General features: G+C 64.4%; 15 protein-coding genes. 8 read left to right on the top strand and 7 right to left on the bottom strand.

Annotation, left to right across the window (positions count from 1 at the left end):
- Positions 1-4 precede the first annotated feature (4 nt).
- The 3 genes from OKC30_RS01140 to OKC30_RS01130 form a co-directional block, all read right to left on the bottom strand.
- Positions 5-466, bottom strand: coding sequence for a DUF2919 domain-containing protein (locus OKC30_RS01140; RefSeq protein WP_039038891.1), 462 nt, complete (start codon positions 464-466; stop codon positions 5-7).
- 144 nt (positions 467-610) lie between these two features.
- Positions 611-1,558 (bottom strand): magnesium/cobalt transporter CorA, encoded by a 948-nt coding sequence (gene corA, locus OKC30_RS01135; RefSeq protein WP_270666112.1) that lies wholly within the window; start codon positions 1,556-1,558, stop codon positions 611-613.
- Between the two features lie 415 nt (positions 1,559-1,973).
- Positions 1,974-3,617, bottom strand: coding sequence for an electron transfer flavoprotein-ubiquinone oxidoreductase (locus OKC30_RS01130; RefSeq protein ID WP_042863730.1), 1,644 nt, complete (start codon positions 3,615-3,617; stop codon positions 1,974-1,976).
- A 126-nt stretch (positions 3,618-3,743) separates the two neighbouring features.
- Between OKC30_RS01130 and OKC30_RS01125 the strand changes: the two genes are divergently transcribed.
- The 5 genes from OKC30_RS01125 to aroG all read left to right on the top strand — a co-directional run bounded on the left by OKC30_RS01125 (position 3,744) and on the right by aroG (position 9,541).
- Positions 3,744-4,493: an electron transfer flavoprotein subunit beta/FixA family protein gene (locus OKC30_RS01125; RefSeq protein WP_160836922.1), complete on the top strand. Its 750-nt coding sequence runs from the start codon at positions 3,744-3,746 to the stop codon at positions 4,491-4,493.
- A 103-nt stretch (positions 4,494-4,596) separates the two neighbouring features.
- A complete protein-coding gene (locus tag OKC30_RS01120) occupies positions 4,597-5,526 on the top strand; it encodes an electron transfer flavoprotein subunit alpha/FixB family protein (protein ID WP_119197721.1) in 930 nt (309 codons plus the stop codon).
- Between the two features lie 223 nt (positions 5,527-5,749).
- Positions 5,750-6,838 (top strand): 3-phosphoserine/phosphohydroxythreonine transaminase, encoded by a 1,089-nt coding sequence (gene serC / locus OKC30_RS01115; RefSeq protein WP_113724858.1) that lies wholly within the window; start codon positions 5,750-5,752, stop codon positions 6,836-6,838.
- Between the two features lie 170 nt (positions 6,839-7,008).
- Positions 7,009-8,289 carry a 3-phosphoshikimate 1-carboxyvinyltransferase gene (gene aroA, locus OKC30_RS01110; RefSeq protein ID WP_049636217.1) on the top strand — a complete coding sequence of 427 codons (1,281 nt, stop codon included), beginning with the start codon at positions 7,009-7,011 and terminating at the stop codon, positions 8,287-8,289.
- A 196-nt stretch (positions 8,290-8,485) separates the two neighbouring features.
- Positions 8,486-9,541 carry a 3-deoxy-7-phosphoheptulonate synthase AroG gene (aroG, locus tag OKC30_RS01105; protein WP_041212942.1) on the top strand — a complete coding sequence of 352 codons (1,056 nt, stop codon included), beginning with the start codon at positions 8,486-8,488 and terminating at the stop codon, positions 9,539-9,541.
- 86 nt (positions 9,542-9,627) lie between these two features.
- Here the strand turns inward: aroG and OKC30_RS01100 are convergent, their stop codons facing one another.
- Positions 9,628-10,350, bottom strand: a complete 723-nt coding sequence (locus OKC30_RS01100; RefSeq protein WP_270666109.1) for a TerC family protein — start codon at positions 10,348-10,350, stop codon at positions 9,628-9,630.
- A gap of 117 nt (positions 10,351-10,467) precedes the next feature.
- On the opposite strand from OKC30_RS01100, the gene OKC30_RS01095 reads away from it, so the two are divergent.
- The 3 genes from OKC30_RS01095 (at position 10,468) to OKC30_RS01085 (ending at position 13,733) form a co-directional block, all read left to right on the top strand.
- Positions 10,468-11,583, top strand: coding sequence for an ATP-NAD kinase family protein (locus tag OKC30_RS01095; RefSeq protein WP_270666107.1), 1,116 nt, complete (start codon positions 10,468-10,470; stop codon positions 11,581-11,583).
- Positions 11,584-11,690: 107 nt separating this feature from the next.
- Positions 11,691-11,969, top strand: coding sequence for a YfcL family protein (locus OKC30_RS01090; RefSeq protein WP_010674457.1), 279 nt, complete (start codon positions 11,691-11,693; stop codon positions 11,967-11,969).
- 99 nt (positions 11,970-12,068) lie between these two features.
- On the top strand, positions 12,069-13,733 hold the full coding sequence (locus OKC30_RS01085) for an AMP-binding protein (protein ID WP_270666106.1): 1,665 nt from the start codon (positions 12,069-12,071) through the stop codon (positions 13,731-13,733).
- A 787-nt stretch (positions 13,734-14,520) separates the two neighbouring features.
- Here OKC30_RS01085 and cdd read toward each other — a convergent pair.
- From cdd to OKC30_RS01070, 3 genes are all read right to left on the bottom strand, one after another.
- Positions 14,521-15,402 carry a cytidine deaminase gene (cdd, locus tag OKC30_RS01080; RefSeq protein WP_270666105.1) on the bottom strand — a complete coding sequence of 294 codons (882 nt, stop codon included), beginning with the start codon at positions 15,400-15,402 and terminating at the stop codon, positions 14,521-14,523.
- A 226-nt stretch (positions 15,403-15,628) separates the two neighbouring features.
- The gene (locus OKC30_RS01075) at positions 15,629-16,315 is read right to left on the bottom strand and encodes an LrgB family protein (RefSeq protein WP_270666104.1); all 687 of its coding nucleotides are present in this window, start codon (positions 16,313-16,315) and stop codon (positions 15,629-15,631) included.
- Complete coding sequence (locus OKC30_RS01070; protein WP_010674461.1) at positions 16,312-16,671, bottom strand: CidA/LrgA family protein; 360 nt, start codon at positions 16,669-16,671, stop codon at positions 16,312-16,314. Before OKC30_RS01070 ends, OKC30_RS01075 begins: the two co-directional genes overlap by 4 nt.
- Positions 16,672-16,679: the final 8 nt, after the last annotated feature.

Raw genomic sequence — 16,679 nt, 5'->3', positions numbered from 1 at the left:
CCTGTCAGTGGGGCTGATCCAGAGCATAATCCCGCAACTGGCGGCTTCTCAGCAGATACCAGAGCGCCCAGAGGCTGGCGATGAGCACCAGGGCGGTGGGCCAGTTGAACGACCACTGCTGCAGATTGAGGCTGTGCAGTTGCATCAGCAGGCCACTGACGGCAGAGCAGAGCAGCAGCAAGGGACTGTGGCGTCTGAGCCAGGCTCTGGCACTGTGGGTCTGGCGATGGGTGCCGCCGCAGGCGAGCAGCGCCAGCATGGCGGGCACGTCCGTCAGCAGGCTGATATAGAGGGTGAGCTTGTCCGGGTAGAAGAGGGTCAGGATGGCGCTGCCACTCTCCCGGGTGACCCCCGCCATCAGAAACAGCCAGACCGAGCGGGTCAGCAAGAGGGCGATGGGCCAGAACCAGAGCGGGGGGCGCAACTGGCCGTGATCGTCGTAACGGTGTTCGGGGTAGAGGGTCATGGTGGCCCGGTATCCATTCATGCAGTGCGAGTGATGAAGGGGATATGGGGCACAGGGCAGGCCATTACAAGGCCGGCAACGGCCGGGAATTAATCGGGGGGCCATGCCCCCCAATCCGCAGTCTTTAGTTGCCGGGTTCCGGCGTCACAGCCAGCCTTTTCGCTTGAAGAAGAGACCGGTGCCCAGCGATGACATCACCATCAGCACCAGGGAGAGGGGATAGCCGTATTCCCAGGCGAGCTCCGGCATGCGGCCAAAGTTCATGCCGTAGATGCTGGCGATAAGGGTCGGCGGCAGGAAGATGACCGCGGCTACCGAGAAGATCTTGATCACCTTGTTCTGCTCCAGATTGGTCACCCCCATGGAGGCCTCCAGCTGGAAGTTGATCTTGTCGAACAGGAACTGGGTATGGGGCAGCAGGGATTCCACGTCGTGCAGCATCTCGTCGATCCACTTGTTCTGCTCCCCCGTCATGCGCTGGCGCAGGCTGCGTTTGAGAAAGCGCAGGGCGCGGCGGGTATCGTGCAGGGAGAGACGGATCTGGCCGTTGGCCTCTTCCTGGGCCATCAGCTCCTTGAGCATGGGGTTGATCTGGTCCGGCTCGAAGATCTGATCGGCGGTGTTCTCCAGGGTCTTGTACCCATCCTCGATCAGGTCTGAGAGGTACTCCACCTTGAGGTTCTGCACCTCCAGCAGGATGTCGAGGGCATCTTCGACCTCCAGTCTGTCCTGACGCATGTAGTGGCGCAGCAAACGCACCAGGCCGATGTCATCCTCGCGAATGCTGATCAGCAGGTTGTTGCGCAGGGTAAAAGAGACGTGCACACCCTTGGTGTCGCGACCGATGCGCTGGGGAAACAGGGAGTGGATGTGCAGACCGTCGGTGTCCCAGTAGAAGCGGGCGGATGCCTCGATGTCATCGAGCTCCTCCTTGTCCGGCACCTCCTCCAGGAACAGGCCCGTCAACCATTCTCGCTCCGCAGTGTCCGGCCTGTAGGCATCCAGCCAGACGGTGTTGTCGGGAACGATGTCATCCGGCCCGAGCGTGACTATGTCCAGCACCTTGTTGTTGAGAATGTAGGCGGTGATCATCTGTCCCCCCTTAAGAAGTCATGGGTAATCAGGGATGGTTGCACAGGTTCATGCGGCCTTAGATCGCACGGAAAGCGATCCCATGAAATAGCATAACGAGGCCGATGGACAACCTGAATGCGGCGAACTATACAGGGGCGGGACCCGCTTGTCAGGGCCTATTCATCAGGGGTTCAGCCTGTTCGCTCAAAAAATCGGCGAGGTCGGATCAGCCGTGGCGACCCCGATGCGGGCGATCCCGGCGTCGCCTTCTTTGTTCGCCCTGGTGTGGGGGAGGGCCCGGGCTCACCGGCGGGAATGGCGGGTTGCTGGTCGCCCTGCGACAGCCCCCGGCCAAGCGCAGGAAACGGTCTCCGGGCGGTGTTCCGGGGCTGCGTCTCCTTGTTATCTGCTCTGGTGTGCGTGGGCAAGCCTGTTACAGATTGGGATAGTTGGGGCCCGAGCCGCCCTGGGGCGGCGTCCAGACGATATTCTGGCTGGGATCCTTGATGTCGCAGGTTTTGCAGTGAATGCAGTTGGCGGCGTTGATCTGCAGCCTTGGCCGGGTATCCCCATCAAGGATCTCGAACACCCCCGCCGGGCAGTAGCGCTGGGCGGGTTCGGCCCAGGTGGGCAGGTTGACCTCGACCGGAATGCGCGCGTCCTGAAGGGTCAGGTGACAGGGTTGATCCTCGTCGTGGCTGGTGCTGGCCAGATAGACGGAAGAGAGCTTGTCGAAGCTGAGCTTGCCGTCGGGTTTGGGGTAGTCGATGGGCTGGCAACGGCTGGCCAGGCGCAGCTGGCGGTAATCCGGCTCCTTGTCCAGCAGAGTAAAAGGAGAGGTCAAGGCAAAGAGTCGCTGCTCCAGCCAGTTGAAGGCGCCGCCGAGCCAGGGGCCGAAGCGGTGCAGGGCGGCCCCGACGTTGCGGGCCCTCTTCAGTTCCCGGGTCAGCCAGCTTTGCAGCAGCGCGTCCTGAAACTCGGCCAGATCCCGTCCCCCTTCATCCCCTCCTCGCAGTGCCATGGCGACCGTCGCGGCCGCCACCATGCCGGACTTCATGGCAGTGTGGATCCCCTTGATGCGGGAGAAGTCCAGGGTGCCCGCGTCACAACCGATGAGCAGACCGCCGGGAAAGTGCATGCGCGGCAATGAGTGCCAGCCCCCCTTGGTGATGGCCCGCGCGCCGTAGCTGATGCGCTCGCCCCCCTGCAACGTTGCCGCGATGAGGGGGTGGTGCTTGAGACGCTGGAATTCGTCAAAGGGGCTGAGCCAGGGATTCTGGTAGTTGAGATCGACGATAAGGCCGACCGCCACCTGATCCTGGGCCAGATGATAGAGATAGAAGCCCCCCTGACTCTTGTTGCCCTTTCCCTCCCCAAGGGGCCAGCCGCTGCCATGGAGCACCCGCCCAGGATGGGATTGTCCCGCTGGCACCTGCCACACCTCCTTGAAGCCGATGGCGTAATGCTGCGGCTGGGCGGTATTTTCCAGATGGAATCGGGCGATCAGCTGTTTGCCGAGGTGGCCGCGCGCCCCTTCGGCAAACAGGGTATAGCGCCCATACAGGGCCATGCCGGGCACGTGATCCGGCTTGGGGTTGCCCTCCTTGTCGAGACCAAGATCACCGGTCACCACCCCGCGCACCCGGCCCTCCTCCACGATGAGGGTGCTGGCAGCAAAGCCCGGGTAGATCTCGACACCGAGGGCCTCGGCCTGCTTGCCGAGCCAGCGGCAGAGGGTGCCGAGGCTGATGATGTGGCTGCCGTCGTTGTGCATGCGGGGTGGCACCGCCCAGTGGGGCAGCTGCAGGGAGCGGCTGTCGCTTTGCAGCAGATGGACCTGATCATCCGTCACCGGCACGCCGAGGGGGGCCTCCTGCCAGCTCTCTGGCAGCAGCTCCCTGAGGGCGACGGGATCGAGCAGGGCGCCGGAGATCAGGTGGGCGCCGATCTCGGCCCCCTTCTCCAGCAGGCAGACCGAGAGGGCCGGGGCCTGCTGCTTCAATGCGATGGCGGCGCTCAGGCCTGCCGGGCCGCCACCCACGATGACGACATCAAATTCCATTGCTTCGCGTTCCATCTTGCCTCTGTGCTCGACTTGGCCTAGGGTAGTGCTGGTAGTTTACGTAAACGTAAACCACTTTGTCAGCAGAAAAGTGAGTGACGACAAGGTGGACCCACACAACAGGTATGAGGGATGACCGCCATGAAGCTGCTGGTCGCAGTCAAACGGGTCGTTGATTACAACGTCAGGATCCGGGTCAAGGGGGATGGCTCCGATGTGGAGCTCGCCAATGTGAAGATGGGCATCAACCCGTTTTGTGAAATCGCGGTGGAGGAGGGGGTCAGGCTGCGGGAAGCCGGCGTGGCATCCGAGCTGGTGGTGGTGACCTTCGGCCCCGAGGCGGCGGCCGAGCAGTTGCGCCATGCCCTGGCGCTGGGGGCGGATCGGGCGCTGCACTATGTTACCGACGAGACCCTGACTCCGCTCACCGTGGCCCGGGCCCTGCAAACGGTGTGCGGGCAGGAGCAGCCCGATCTGGTGCTGCTCGGCAAACAGTCCATCGATTCCGACAACAACCAGGTGGGGCAGATGCTCGCCGCCCTCAATGACTGGCCGCTTGCCACCTTCGCCTCCGCCATCAGGCTGGTGGAGGGGGAATTGCAGGTGACCCGCGAGATAGACGGTGGCCTCGAGACCCTCGGCATGGCGCTGCCCGCCGTGGTGACCGTGGACTTGCGCCTCAACGAGCCGCGCTTCGCCTCCCTCCCCAACATCATGAAGGCCAAGCGCAAGCCGCTGGAGAGCCAGCCGTTCGCCGCCCTCGGGGTGGTGCCGGCCGACCAGACACGGCAGCTCGGGGTGATGGCGCCGCCGGTGCGCAGCGCCGGCATCAGGGTGGGCTCGGTGGACGAGCTGCTGGACAAGCTCAAGCACGAAGCCCAGGTGCTCTGATGGGCAGGGGCATGAGAGGGATGCCTCCCGCAGGCGTGAGCGCCATACATGGGGCAGCGGCCCCGGGGAGCAAGGGATCAATGGATGACATGAAGGTGTTGCCATGAGCGTACTTGTGATTGCGGAACATCATCAGGGGCGGATCGCCGACAACCTGGCCCAGCTGGTCACGGCGGCGGGGCGCCTGGGGGGCGAGGTGCACCTCTTGCTGCTGGGGCAGGGGCTGACGGAGGCGGGGAAGCAGGCCGCCGCCCTCACGGGGGTAAACCGGGTGCTGCTGGCAGAACATCCCATGCTGGCGGAGGGGCTCAACGACGGGGTCGACAGACTGCTCGCCGAGGTGGCCAGGGACTACCAGCACTGCCTGATGGCGGCCAGCAGCCAGGGCAAGGATCTGCTGCCGCGAGTGGCGGCCAGGCTCGGGGTGGAGATGATCGCCGAGGTGACCGGCATCGAGGGGCCCGACACTTTCCTGCGTCCCATCTATGCGGGCAACGCCATCGCCCGGGTGGCGAGCAGCGCCCCCGTCAAGGTGCTCACCGTGCGGCCTACCGCGTTCGCCAAGGCCGGGTCCGGGGAGGAGCGTGCCGTGATGGAATCGCTGCCGGTGGCCGAGGTGCGCTGCCGTACCCGGCTCATCGAGCGGCGTGCGGTGCGCTCCGCCAGACCCGAGCTCGGGGCGGCCCGGGTGGTGGTCTCCGGCGGGCGGGCACTCGGCTCGAAAGAGCACTTTGCCCTCATCGACGCCCTGGCGGACAAGCTGGGGGCTGCCGTCGGGGCATCGCGGGCCGCCGTGGATGCGGGTTATGTCTCCAACGACCTGCAGGTGGGGCAGACCGGCAAGGTGGTGGCCCCCGAGCTCTACATCGCGGTGGGCATCTCGGGGGCCATCCAGCATCTGGCGGGGATGAAGGAGTCCAAGGTGATCGTCGCCATCAACAAGGACGCGGAGGCCCCCATCTTCCAGGTGGCGGACTACGGTCTGGTGGGGGATCTCTTCACCCTGCTGCCGGAGCTCACCGCCAAGCTGTAAATTTGCCACAAAGGGGCGAACAAAGCCGTCCGTGCTGTCTCGCCCCCGTTTCCATGCATATTCTCTGCAAGCCCTGGCCCGTTCAGGGCTTTTGTCTGATGGGTGCCCGGTGGCGCCGGGGCAAAAGGTTGCGCTGGATCCCAAAAAGCCTTTGCCCCCACGGGGGCTGTCGTGTAAAAACGTTCGAGTCACCGATCACACACATCCATTCACGGAAAGCGTCATGAGCAAACAGATTTACAACTTCTGCGCCGGCCCTGCCATGTTGCCGGTTGAAGTCATGGAGCGCGCCCAGCGCGAATTTTGTAATTTCCAGGGGCTGGGAGCCTCGGTCATGGAGCTTTCCCATCGCGGCAAGCCCTATATGGCGGTCGCCGAGAAGGCCGAAGCGGACCTGCGCGACCTGCTGGCGGTGCCGGACAACTACAAGGTGCTCTTCATGCACGGCGGTGGCCGCGGCCAGTTCTCCGCCGTGCCCATGAACCTGCTGGGTGGCGCCAACAAGAAGGCGGATTACCTGGTGACCGGCGTCTGGGCCCAGAGCGCCGTGGATGAAGCCCAGAAATACGGTGACATCCAGACCTTCCAGGGGGTGGCCAAGAACGAGCAGGGGGTCTCCCACCTGCTGCCGACGCCGGCGTTTCGCGCCGATGCCGCCTATGTGCACTACTGCCCGAACGAAACCATCGATGGCATCGAGATGTTCGACATCCCGGCCACCGGCGATGTGCCCCTGGTGGCGGATCTCTCCTCCACCATCCTCTCCCGTCCCCTCGACGTGAGCCGCTTCGGCATCCTCTACGCCGGTGCCCAGAAGAACATCGGCCCCTCTGGTCTGGCCATCGCCATCGTGCGCGACGACCTGCTGAACCAGGCCCGCGCCGATGTGCCGTCTATCTTCGACTACCAGCTCACCGCCAAGAACGACTCCATGTTCAACACGCCCCCCACCTACGCCTGGTATCTGGCCGGTCTGGTGTTCGAGTGGCTCAAGGAGCAGGGTGGCCTGGCGGCGATGGAAGCACGCAACAAGGAGAAGGCCGACTTCCTCTACGGCTACCTCGATCAGTCGAACTTCTATGGCAACAAGGTGGATGTGGCCTGCCGCTCCCGCATGAACGTGCCCTTCCAGCTGAAGAACGAGGCCCTGGACAAGCTGTTCCTGGCGGAGTCGGAAGCGGCCGGTCTGCTGGCCCTCAAGGGACACCGCATCGTCGGTGGCATGCGCGCCAGCCTCTACAACGCCATGCCCCTGGAAGGGGTCAAGGCCCTGGTCAGCTTTATGGATGACTTTGCCAAACGCCACGGTTGAGGCGTGTCTCCCCATTGCCAGACGCCGGGGACTCCCCGGCGTCTGTTTTTCAGACCCATCCTGACCCAGGCCGCCCTCTCCCGCGGTCGTGCCACTGTCGAACTTGCCGCGGGGGACGCGGGCTGTTAACGTCCGGTCAGGTGATTTAATTGAGATCGAACAGGAAGTCTATGAATTCGTTGCGTTTGGAACCCATTTCTAGCGTGGCCGGGGTGGTCAATCTGCCCGGCTCCAAGAGTGTCTCTAACCGGGCCCTGCTGCTGGCGGCCCTGGCCCGGGGCACCACCCGGCTGACCAACCTGCTCGACAGCGATGACATCCGCCACATGCTGGCGGCGCTGACCCAGCTCGGCGTCAAGTACAAGCTCTCCGCCGACAAGACCGAGTGCACCGTGCACGGTCTGGGTCGCAGCTTCGCGGTCTCGGCACCGGTCAACCTGTTCCTCGGCAATGCCGGTACTGCCATGCGCCCCCTGTGCGCCGCCCTGTGCCTGGGCTCCGGCGAGTACACCCTGGGCGGCGAGCCGCGCATGGAAGAGCGCCCCATCGGCCACCTGGTGGATGCCCTGCGCGAAGCGGGTGCCCACATCCAGTACCTGAAGAAAGATGGCTATCCGCCTCTGGTGGTGGATGCCAAGGGGCTCTGGGGTGGCGATGTCCACATCGACGGCTCCGTCTCCAGCCAGTTCCTGACGGCGTTTTTGATGGCGGCCCCCATGGCGGCCGGCGACACCCGCATCCACATCAAGGGGGAGCTGGTCTCCAAGCCCTACATCGACATCACCCTGCACATCATGAAGCAGTTCGGGGTGGTCATCGAGCACGACGACTACAAGGTGTTCTACATCAAGGGCAACCAGACCTATGTCAGCCCGGGGGACTTCCTGGTGGAAGGGGATGCCTCCAGCGCCTCCTACTTCCTCGCGGCGGGCGCCATCAAGGGCAAGGTGCGGGTTACCGGCATCGGCAAGCACAGCATCCAGGGGGACATCCACTTCGCCGACGTACTGGAGAAGATGGGGGCCCGCATCACCTGGGGCGATGACTTCATCGAGGCCGAGCAGGGGCCGTTGCACGGCATCGACATGGACATGAACCACATCCCGGATGCGGCCATGACCATCGCCACCACGGCGCTGTTTGCTGAGGGCACCACCACTATCCGCAACATCTACAACTGGCGGGTGAAGGAGACCGACCGCCTGCACGCCATGGCGACCGAGCTGCGCAAGCTGGGCGTGGAAGTGGAGGAGGGGCACGACTTCATCACCGTGATCCCGCCCGCACAGCTCAAACACGCGGCCATCGACACCTACAACGATCACCGCATCGCCATGTGCTTCTCCCTGGTGGCACTCTCCGATACGCCGGTCACCATCAATGATCCGGGTTGCACCTCCAAGACCTTCCCGGACTACTTCGACAAGCTGGCCAGCGTCAGTCAGGCCTGAGCCCTTTCGGCCCGCTTCGTGCGGGCCTTTTCATCTCTGCCCCCGCTTTTTTCATGCCTCCTAGCAGCATTATGCAAACTTGCAAGGTGCGATAATAAAATTCCTTGTCGAAGAATGTAATTTTCTATTTACACCGACCCAGCACAGGGCTAGATTGAGATCTCTTTATCGCAGTCATCTAGCAGGAAACTTGGTCATGCAGCATCAAACCGACGACGTTCGTATCAGTGAAATCAAAGAGTTATTGCCCCCGGTTGCGGTGCTTGAGAAGTTTCCGGCGACCGACACCGCCTCGGCCACCGTGTTTGAATCCCGTCAGGCCATCCACAACATCCTGGCCGGCGACGATGATCGCCTGCTGGTGGTGATCGGCCCCTGCTCCATCCACGATCCGGTCGCCGCCCTGGAATACGGCAAACGCCTCAAGGTGCTGCGCGACGAGCTGAAAGATCAGCTGGAGATCGTGATGCGGGTCTACTTCGAAAAACCCCGTACCACAGTGGGCTGGAAGGGGCTGATCAACGATCCCTACCTCGACAACAGCTGCCAGATCAATGACGGCCTGCGCCTGGGTCGCAAGCTCTTGCTGGATCTCAACGACATGGGGCTGCCGACCGCCTCCGAGTTCCTCGACATGATCACCCCGCAATACGTGGCGGATCTGATGAGCTGGGGTGCCATCGGTGCCCGTACCACCGAATCCCAGGTACACCGCGAGCTGGCCTCCGGTCTCTCCTGCCCGGTGGGCTTCAAGAACGGCACCGACGGCACCATCAAGGTGGCCATCGACGCCATCGGCGCCGCCAGCGCCCCGCATCACTTCCTGTCGGTGACCAAGTACGGCCACTCCGCCATCGTCTCGACCGCTGGCAACCCGGACTGTCACATCATCCTGCGCGGTGGCCGCGAGCCCAACTACAGCGCCCGTCACGTGGATGAGGTGGTGAGTGGTCTGGACAAGGCGGGTCTGCCCCAGAAAGTGATGATCGACTTCAGCCACGCCAACAGCAGCAAGCAGTTCAAGAACCAGATGCTGGTGGCCGAGGACGTGGCCGGTCAGCTGCGTGCCGGCAGCAAGGCGGTGTTCGGCGTCATGGTGGAGAGTCACCTGGTGGAAGGGCGTCAGGATCTGGTGGACGGGTGCGAGCTCACCTTCGGCCAGAGCATCACCGACGCCTGCATCGGCTGGGCCGATACCGAGGTGCTGCTGCGCAACCTGGCGGACGCCGTGGCCGCTCGCAACGCCCTCTGAGCCCAAGGCGCCCCGTTGGCGGGGCAATAAAAAAGCGCGACCCTGGGTCGCGCTTTTTGTTTGGCCATCTCTCGGCAGGTCGCGGTTTACTTGGCCCGCTCCTGGTGGCCGCGCAGGCGGATGTTGATCATCTCCACCACCAGCGAGAAGGCCATGGCGAAGTAGATGTAACCCTTGGGAATGTGCAGATCCAGCCCTTCGGCCATCAGCGCCACCCCGACCAGGATAAGGAAGGAGAGGGCCAGCATCTTGATGGTGGGGTGGGTATCGACGAAGTCGCCGATGGCCTTGGCGGCAAACATCATGACGCCGACGGCGATGATGATGGCCAGCACCATGACAGGGACATGATCCGCCATGCCCACGGCGGTGATGACGGAGTCCAGGCTGAAGATGATGTCGAGGATGGCGATCTGCACCAGGGTGGACAGGAAGCCCGTGGTCTTGCTCACCACACCCGCCTCTTCGGCGGCCCCTTCCAGGCTCTGGTGGATCTCGTGGGTGCTCTTGGCGATGAGGAACAGACCCCCCACCAGCAGGATGAGATCCCGTCCCGAGATGGCTTCCCCCAGCACGGTGAAGAGGGGCTCGGTGAGGCGCATCACCCAGGCCAGGGAGAGCAGCAGCAGGATGCGGGTGCCCATGGCGAGCCCCAGCCCCAGGATGCGCGCTTTCTGGCGCTGGGCTTCCGGCAGGCGACCCACCAGGATGGAGATGAAAATGATGTTGTCGATGCCGAGCACGATCTCGAGCAGGGTCAGGGTGGCGAGCGCGACCCAGGCGGAGGGGTCAGCAATCCATTCCAGCATGATTGAACCTTGGTTGAACAGTGATTGAGGTAGAAGCCGCGCATTTTAGCAGGGGGTCATGGCTTGTCCCAGTGGCGGGAAAAGATAAAAATGGCGGCGATCCAACAGGAGGGAAACATGTTTCGATTAGGGCTCATCATCAACCCCGTCGCCGGCATCGGCGGGGCCGTCGGTCTCAAGGGCAGTGACGGTATGGTCGCCGAGGCGCTGGCGCGCGGGGCCGTCCCCAAGGCCCGGGAGCGGGCCCGCCAGGCCCTGTTGCCCCTGTGCGAGCTGACCACGTCATTCGAGCTGCTGACGGTGGCCGGTGAGATGGGGGAGACGCTTGCCGCAGAGCTCGGGCTGCCCCATCGCATCGTCCATCGGCCTGCCGGGGCGCAGACGAGCGCCGAGGATACCCGGGCCGCCGCCCTGGCCCTGCGCGATGCCGGGGTGGATCTGCTGCTCTTCGCCGGTGGCGATGGCACCGCCCGTGACATCTGCGCGGCGGTGGGGGAGTCCTGCCATGTGCTCGGCATCCCGGCGGGGTGCAAAATCCACTCCGGGGTCTACGGGGTGACGCCGGCGGCAAGCGGCCGGGTGGCGGCCAGAATGATCGCAGGGGAGCTCCTGAGCCTGGTGGATGCGGAGGTGATGGACATCAACGAGGAGGCGTTTCGCGCCGGCAAGGTGCGCGCCCGCCACTACGGGCAGCTGCTGGTGCCCGGGGATCTGCGCTACGTGCAGGCGGTCAAGCAGGGGGGGCGGGAGTCCGAGGAGCTGGTGCTCGCCGATCTTGCCGCCGGTGTGGTGGAGCAGATGGAGCCCGATACCCTCTACCTGATGGGGTCGGGGAGCACGGTGGCCGCCTGCATGGGTGAGCTGGGGCTGGAAAATACCTTGCTCGGTGTGGATCTGGTGGAAAATGGCCAACTTATCGGGCAGGATCTCAGCGCCGCCGAGATCCTGACCCGGATCCGCGGCCGTCGCTGCCGTCTGATCATCACCCTGATCGGCGGTCAGGGACATCTGTTCGGGCGCGGAAATCAGCAATTGAGTCCAGACGTGATCCGGGCCGTCGGGCGCGAGCATATCCAGGTGCTCGCCACCAAAGCCAAGCTGGCGGCGCTAGAAGGCCGTCCGCTGCTGGTGGACACCGACGATCCGGCACTGAACCGGTCGTTGAGTGGTTATCTGCGCATAACCACGGGATACAAGGATCAGGTCATCTACCCGGTGGCCAACCCGGAATAGGACATCAAGGATGCGGCTGGCCTGGCGCCAGAGAGCCGCGATCAACCGGATCGCGGTTCCACTCCCCGAATTTTTTGCCGGCAACCCCGGAAATGAGGCTGCGTTAAATGACGATTCACGATTTTGAACACAAGTTGTTGGGACTGATCGACGCCATGGTCGCCACGGCCAGCGAAGACGAGCTGTTTGCGGGTGGCTATCTGCGAGGGCACATCTCCCTTGCGGTGGCGCGCGCCGAGCTGGAGGGCAAGACCCTGGTGCGGGACGTCAAGAGCTATGTGCTGCGCAGCCTGAACGAGGCCATCTTGCAGGGTGAGCTCTCCGAGCAGGACGAGGTGCTGGTGCAGGAGATGTGGAAGCGTCTGCAGGCCCAGGCGGAAGCTTGATCCCATTCGCAGTTCAAACACAAGTTTAAGTAATCTGCTTCCCTGAGTGTTATCAAAAGGTTAATAATGAGGCTCGCCTTTTGTTTCAGGGATTAAACCATGGCCTCCACCTCACGCATTGCCACCAGACTGCCGCTCGAGATGCTCTATCACTGGGAGCGGCAGTGTCCCGACCGAATCTACCTGCGTCAGACCATCCACCGCGAATACGTCGACTTCACCTGGGGTGAGGTTGCCGACGAGGCGCGGCGCATGGTGACGGCACTGCGCGCCCTGGGCCTGGTGCCCGGTGACAAGGTGGCCCTGCTCTCCAAGAACTGCGCCCAGTGGTTCATCGCCGATCTGGCGATGCAGATGGGGGGATACGTGAGCGTGCCCATCTACCCCACCGCCAACGTCGACACCATCGAATACGTGCTGCGCCACAGCGAAACCAGGGCGATCTTCGTCGGCAAGCTGGACGACTGGAAGAGCCAGGAGGCGGGGGTGCCCGGGGATCTGCTGCGTATCGCCCTGCCTTACGACACCATGCCGGCCGCCCACCAGTGGGACGATCTGCTGGCGCAATACGACCCCATCCCGGACAGCCCGGTGCAGGCGCCGGATGCCCTGCTGAGCCTGGTCTACACCTCCGGCAGCACCGGCAAGCCCAAGGGGGCCATGCTGAGCGTGGAGCGCTACGCCTGGTCCTGCGAGAAGCTGGTGGAGGCGGTCTCCCTCACCGCCGAGGATCGCGGCTTCTCCTACCTGCCCCTTGCCCACATCACCGAGCGGGTCTACATCTACGGCGGCAGCCTGTTCAGCGGTGCCACCATCGCCTTCCCCGAGTCCCTCGACACCTTCATCGAGGACGTCAAGCGCTGCCGTCCCACCGTCTTCATCTCGGTGCCGCGGCTCTGGGCCATGTTCCGCATCAAGATCCACGAGAAGCTGCCCCAGAAAAAGCTGGCGCTGCTGCTCAAGATCCCCCTCGTCTCCAGCCTCATCAAGAGCAAGCTGCAAAAGGGGCTGGGGCTGGATCAGGCGCGGGTGCTGGGCTGCGGCTCGGCGCCGGTGGCCCCGGCGCTGCTGGAGTGGTACCACAGCATCGGCCTCGAGATCACCGAGGCATGGGGCATGACCGAGAACCACGCCTACTCCACCCTCAACTACCCGTTCCGGGCGGACAAGATAGGCACCGTCGGCAAGGCCGGGCCCGGGGTGACCATCAAGATCTCCGACGAGGGGGAGATCCTCTGTCGCTGCGACGGCATGATGGTGGGCTACTACAAGGATCCCGAGCACAGTGCAGAGGCCATCGACGCCGACGGCTGGCTGCACACCGGTGACATGGGCAAGCTGGACAGGGAGGGTTACCTCACCATCACCGGTCGCATGAAGGACGTCTTCAAGACCGCCAAGGGCAAGTACGTGGCCCCGGTGCCCATCGAGGGGATGCTCGGGCAGGAGCCCATCATCGAGCAGCTCTGCGTCATCGGCTACGGCATGCCGCAGCCGGTCGCCCTGGTGCAGCTCGCCGAGAGCGCCATGAAGGGGGACAAGGCCGGGGTGGAGGCCCAGCTGGAGGCTGCCCTCAATCGGGTCAACGACAAGCTGGAATCCCACGCTCGCCTGCGGGGCATCCTGGTGGTCAAGAGCCCCTGGAACATCGAGAACGGGGTGCTGACCCCCACCATGAAGATCCGCCGCCACCTGCTGGAACAAAAATACGCGGACATCGGCGAGCGCTGGTCCGGCAGCCAGCGCATCCTGTGGGAGTCCTGACAGGGGCTGGTGCCGCCATATGGGCCACATCAATGACAGTCGGGGGAGCCAGTGGCTCCCCCGCTGTATTTCAGGGGGAAGCAGCCGACAGGGGGCGGGGCTGGGGCATTGACCCCTTCTCCGATGCTTCCCGCCGCCATACCGCCCCGCGTCGAGGGAACGGCAGGGAAAGGTATTTGCAAAATCCATGGAGAGGGGTGATCCCAGTGGCTGGGCGAATGCATCTTGGGGTCACACACGGGGGCCGCCAGGGGCGGGGGCGGGGCATTGACCCCTTCCCCGACGTTTCCCGCTGCCGCCATACCGCCCCGCGTCGGGGGAACAGGCAGGGAAAGGTATTTGCAAAATCCATGGAGAGGCGGGATCCCAGTGGCTTGGCAAATGCATCTTGGGGTCACACACGGGGGCCGCCAGGGGCGGGGACGGGGTATTGGCCCCTTAACCTGGGCTTCCCGCCACCGCCATACCGCCCCGCGTCGGGGGAACGGCAGGGAAAGGTATTTGCAAAATCCATGGAAAGGCGGGATCCCAGTGGCTTGGCAAATGCATCTTGGGGTCACACACGGGGGTCGCAAGGGGCGGGGTGGGGTCTTGGCCCCTTAACCTGGGCTTCTCGCCACCGCAGAGGAGGTCTGCCAATAAGGTCATCGGAGGGAGACCGCCCTCACATGGGGCAGGGGGGCATCTGATGCACGGCGCCAGAGGCGCAGAGAAAGGGGCAAGGATGAGAGCCGCAGAGAGCAAGAAGGGGAGCCGCAGCTCCCCTTCCCGTTGGCGGATGCCGGGGTCAGACGGCTTTGTACTCAAGCTCGACTGAACCCAGCGCCTTCAGGGTGGACTGGGCCGAATCCCGCTGGCTGATCTGGCCATCCTTGCTCTCCAGCAGAACGGCGCGGCGCACGGTGGCGAGATCCTCGCCACCCAGCACCGCGTGGGCGCAGGCCATCTGCATCGGCGGCAGGCTCGGGTTGAAGGCGGCGTTCTCGGCATAGCGGCCGCAGAAGATGCGCCCGTCCTCGAACTGCAGCGCCACCGCGGCATAGCCCTGGCTGTAGGGGGCATAGCTCTGGCGGGCGGCGGCGAGCGCAGCCTGCCACAGGGGGTCGTCGCTCTCGAGCACCAGCTCGTCGTGAGCCTGGGGGCTCATCAGGGCATCGGTGATCTCGAGATCGGCGGGGCCGAAGGAGTGGGGCAGGAAGGATTGCAGCTCGCTGAGATCGTCCGGTAGGGAGACCTTCAGGGTCTTGGCGGTGCTCAGCTCGTTCATGAACTGGCGGCAGTGGCCGCAGGGGGTGTAGTTCACGGTGATCTCGGAGATCCCGGTCTCGCCACCCAGCCAGGCGTTGGAGATGGCGGACTGCTCGGCGTGGACCGAGTGGAACAGCCCCTGGCCCGCGAACTCCATGTTGGCGCCAAAGTACCAGGTGCCGCTCAGGCCGCAGGCGATGGCGCCGACGAAGAACCTGGAGATGGGGGCCACCGAGCAGGCGGCCGCCAGCGGCAGCAAGGCCAGACGCAGGGCCCTGTCATCCAGCCCGGTGGCGGCTTTCAGGGTCGCGACCTGGTCCGGGGTGAAACGGGCCTGGAAATCGTCCCCCAGCATGGGCAGCAGGGCGACCTGGAGCGGGGCGGAAAGGGTCTCGAATGGCTTGGCAAAGCGGGGATGCATACTGTGTCCTCAAAGGCCAATTGGGGGGCCATTGTAGGGAGCAAGCGCGGCGAATTGTGTGAGCGCGCTCACGCCTTGATGGGCAAAGGGGCGGGGATGGTAAAGGAAACGTTTGTCTTTCGCAATCTGTGCGCCAGCTCCCGGCATCAGGGAGGCGAGGGTATCGGATGGAAACGGTGAAAGGGCACAGAGGCCATGGCCGCAGGGGCGGCCACGGCAGCGGGGATCAGGCCAGCCAGTGGTAGAGGGCGAACAGCAGGGGGGCGATGGCCGCGGTCAGCACACCGCACACCACCATGGCCAGCGACGAGAAGGCGCCCTGGGTCACCCCCTGCTCGGCGGAGGCGGCGGTGCCGATGGCGTGGGCGCAGGCTCCCATGGCGAGCCCCTGGGCCTCGGGGTCGGTGACCCGCATCAGCTTGAGCAGGGGATAGCCCACCAGGGCCCCCAGGATCCCCACCACCACCACCACGGCGGCGGCGATGGCGGGAATGCCGCCGAGGGACTGGCTGACGCTCATGGCGAGCGGCGTGGTGATGGACTTGGTGGCGATGGAGGCGAGCAGCGCCGGATCCGCCCCCATCAGGTGGCCGACCCCCAGGGTGGTGCAGACCGAGATGAGCACCGCGGTGAGGGTGCAGGCCAGGATGGGTGTGAGCTTGTCGCGGATCTGGCGCGCCTGCTGGTAAAGCGGCAGGGCCAGGGCCACCACGGCGGGTTCCAGCAGGGCGGTTAGGGGCGAAGCCCCCTGCTGGTACTGATCCAGAGGCAGATCGAGCCAGAGCAGCAGGCCGATGATGACGGCGGTGGGGATCAGCACCGGATTGATGACGGGCCAGGGCAGGCGGCGGTAGAGGGCCCGGGTCATGAAATAGAGGGCCAGGGTGAGGGGCAGGGCGAACCAGAGGATCATGGCTTGTTCATCCTTTGATAGAGGTGGCCGACCGCGCCCAGGATGAGCACGATGCCGAGCACGACGCAGAGCATGATGAGACCGAAGGATTGGCGCAGGGGCTCGAGCCAGGCCACCAGACCCACCGCCACCGGCACGAACAGCACCCCCATGTGGCGCAGCAGCAGGCCGCCCCCCAGCTCGACCCAGGAGAAGCGGACGATCTGCAAGGAGAGCAGCACGAACAGCAGCAGCATGCCGATGATGCTGCCGGGGAAGGCGAAGGGCAGGATGGCCGCCACGGCCTTGCCTGCCAGCAGACAGGCGATGATGACCAGAAAATCACGAAGGTAGCGCAGGGTGCGTTGCAGCAGCACGGGGGCCT

Source organism: Aeromonas sp. QDB18 (genome assembly GCF_027705325.1).
In the GTDB taxonomy this organism is placed as follows: Bacteria; Pseudomonadota; Gammaproteobacteria; order Enterobacterales; family Aeromonadaceae; genus Aeromonas; species Aeromonas caviae.
The sequence above is the reverse complement of the archived record's forward strand: the minus strand, read 5'-3'. Positions and strand labels throughout refer to the sequence as shown.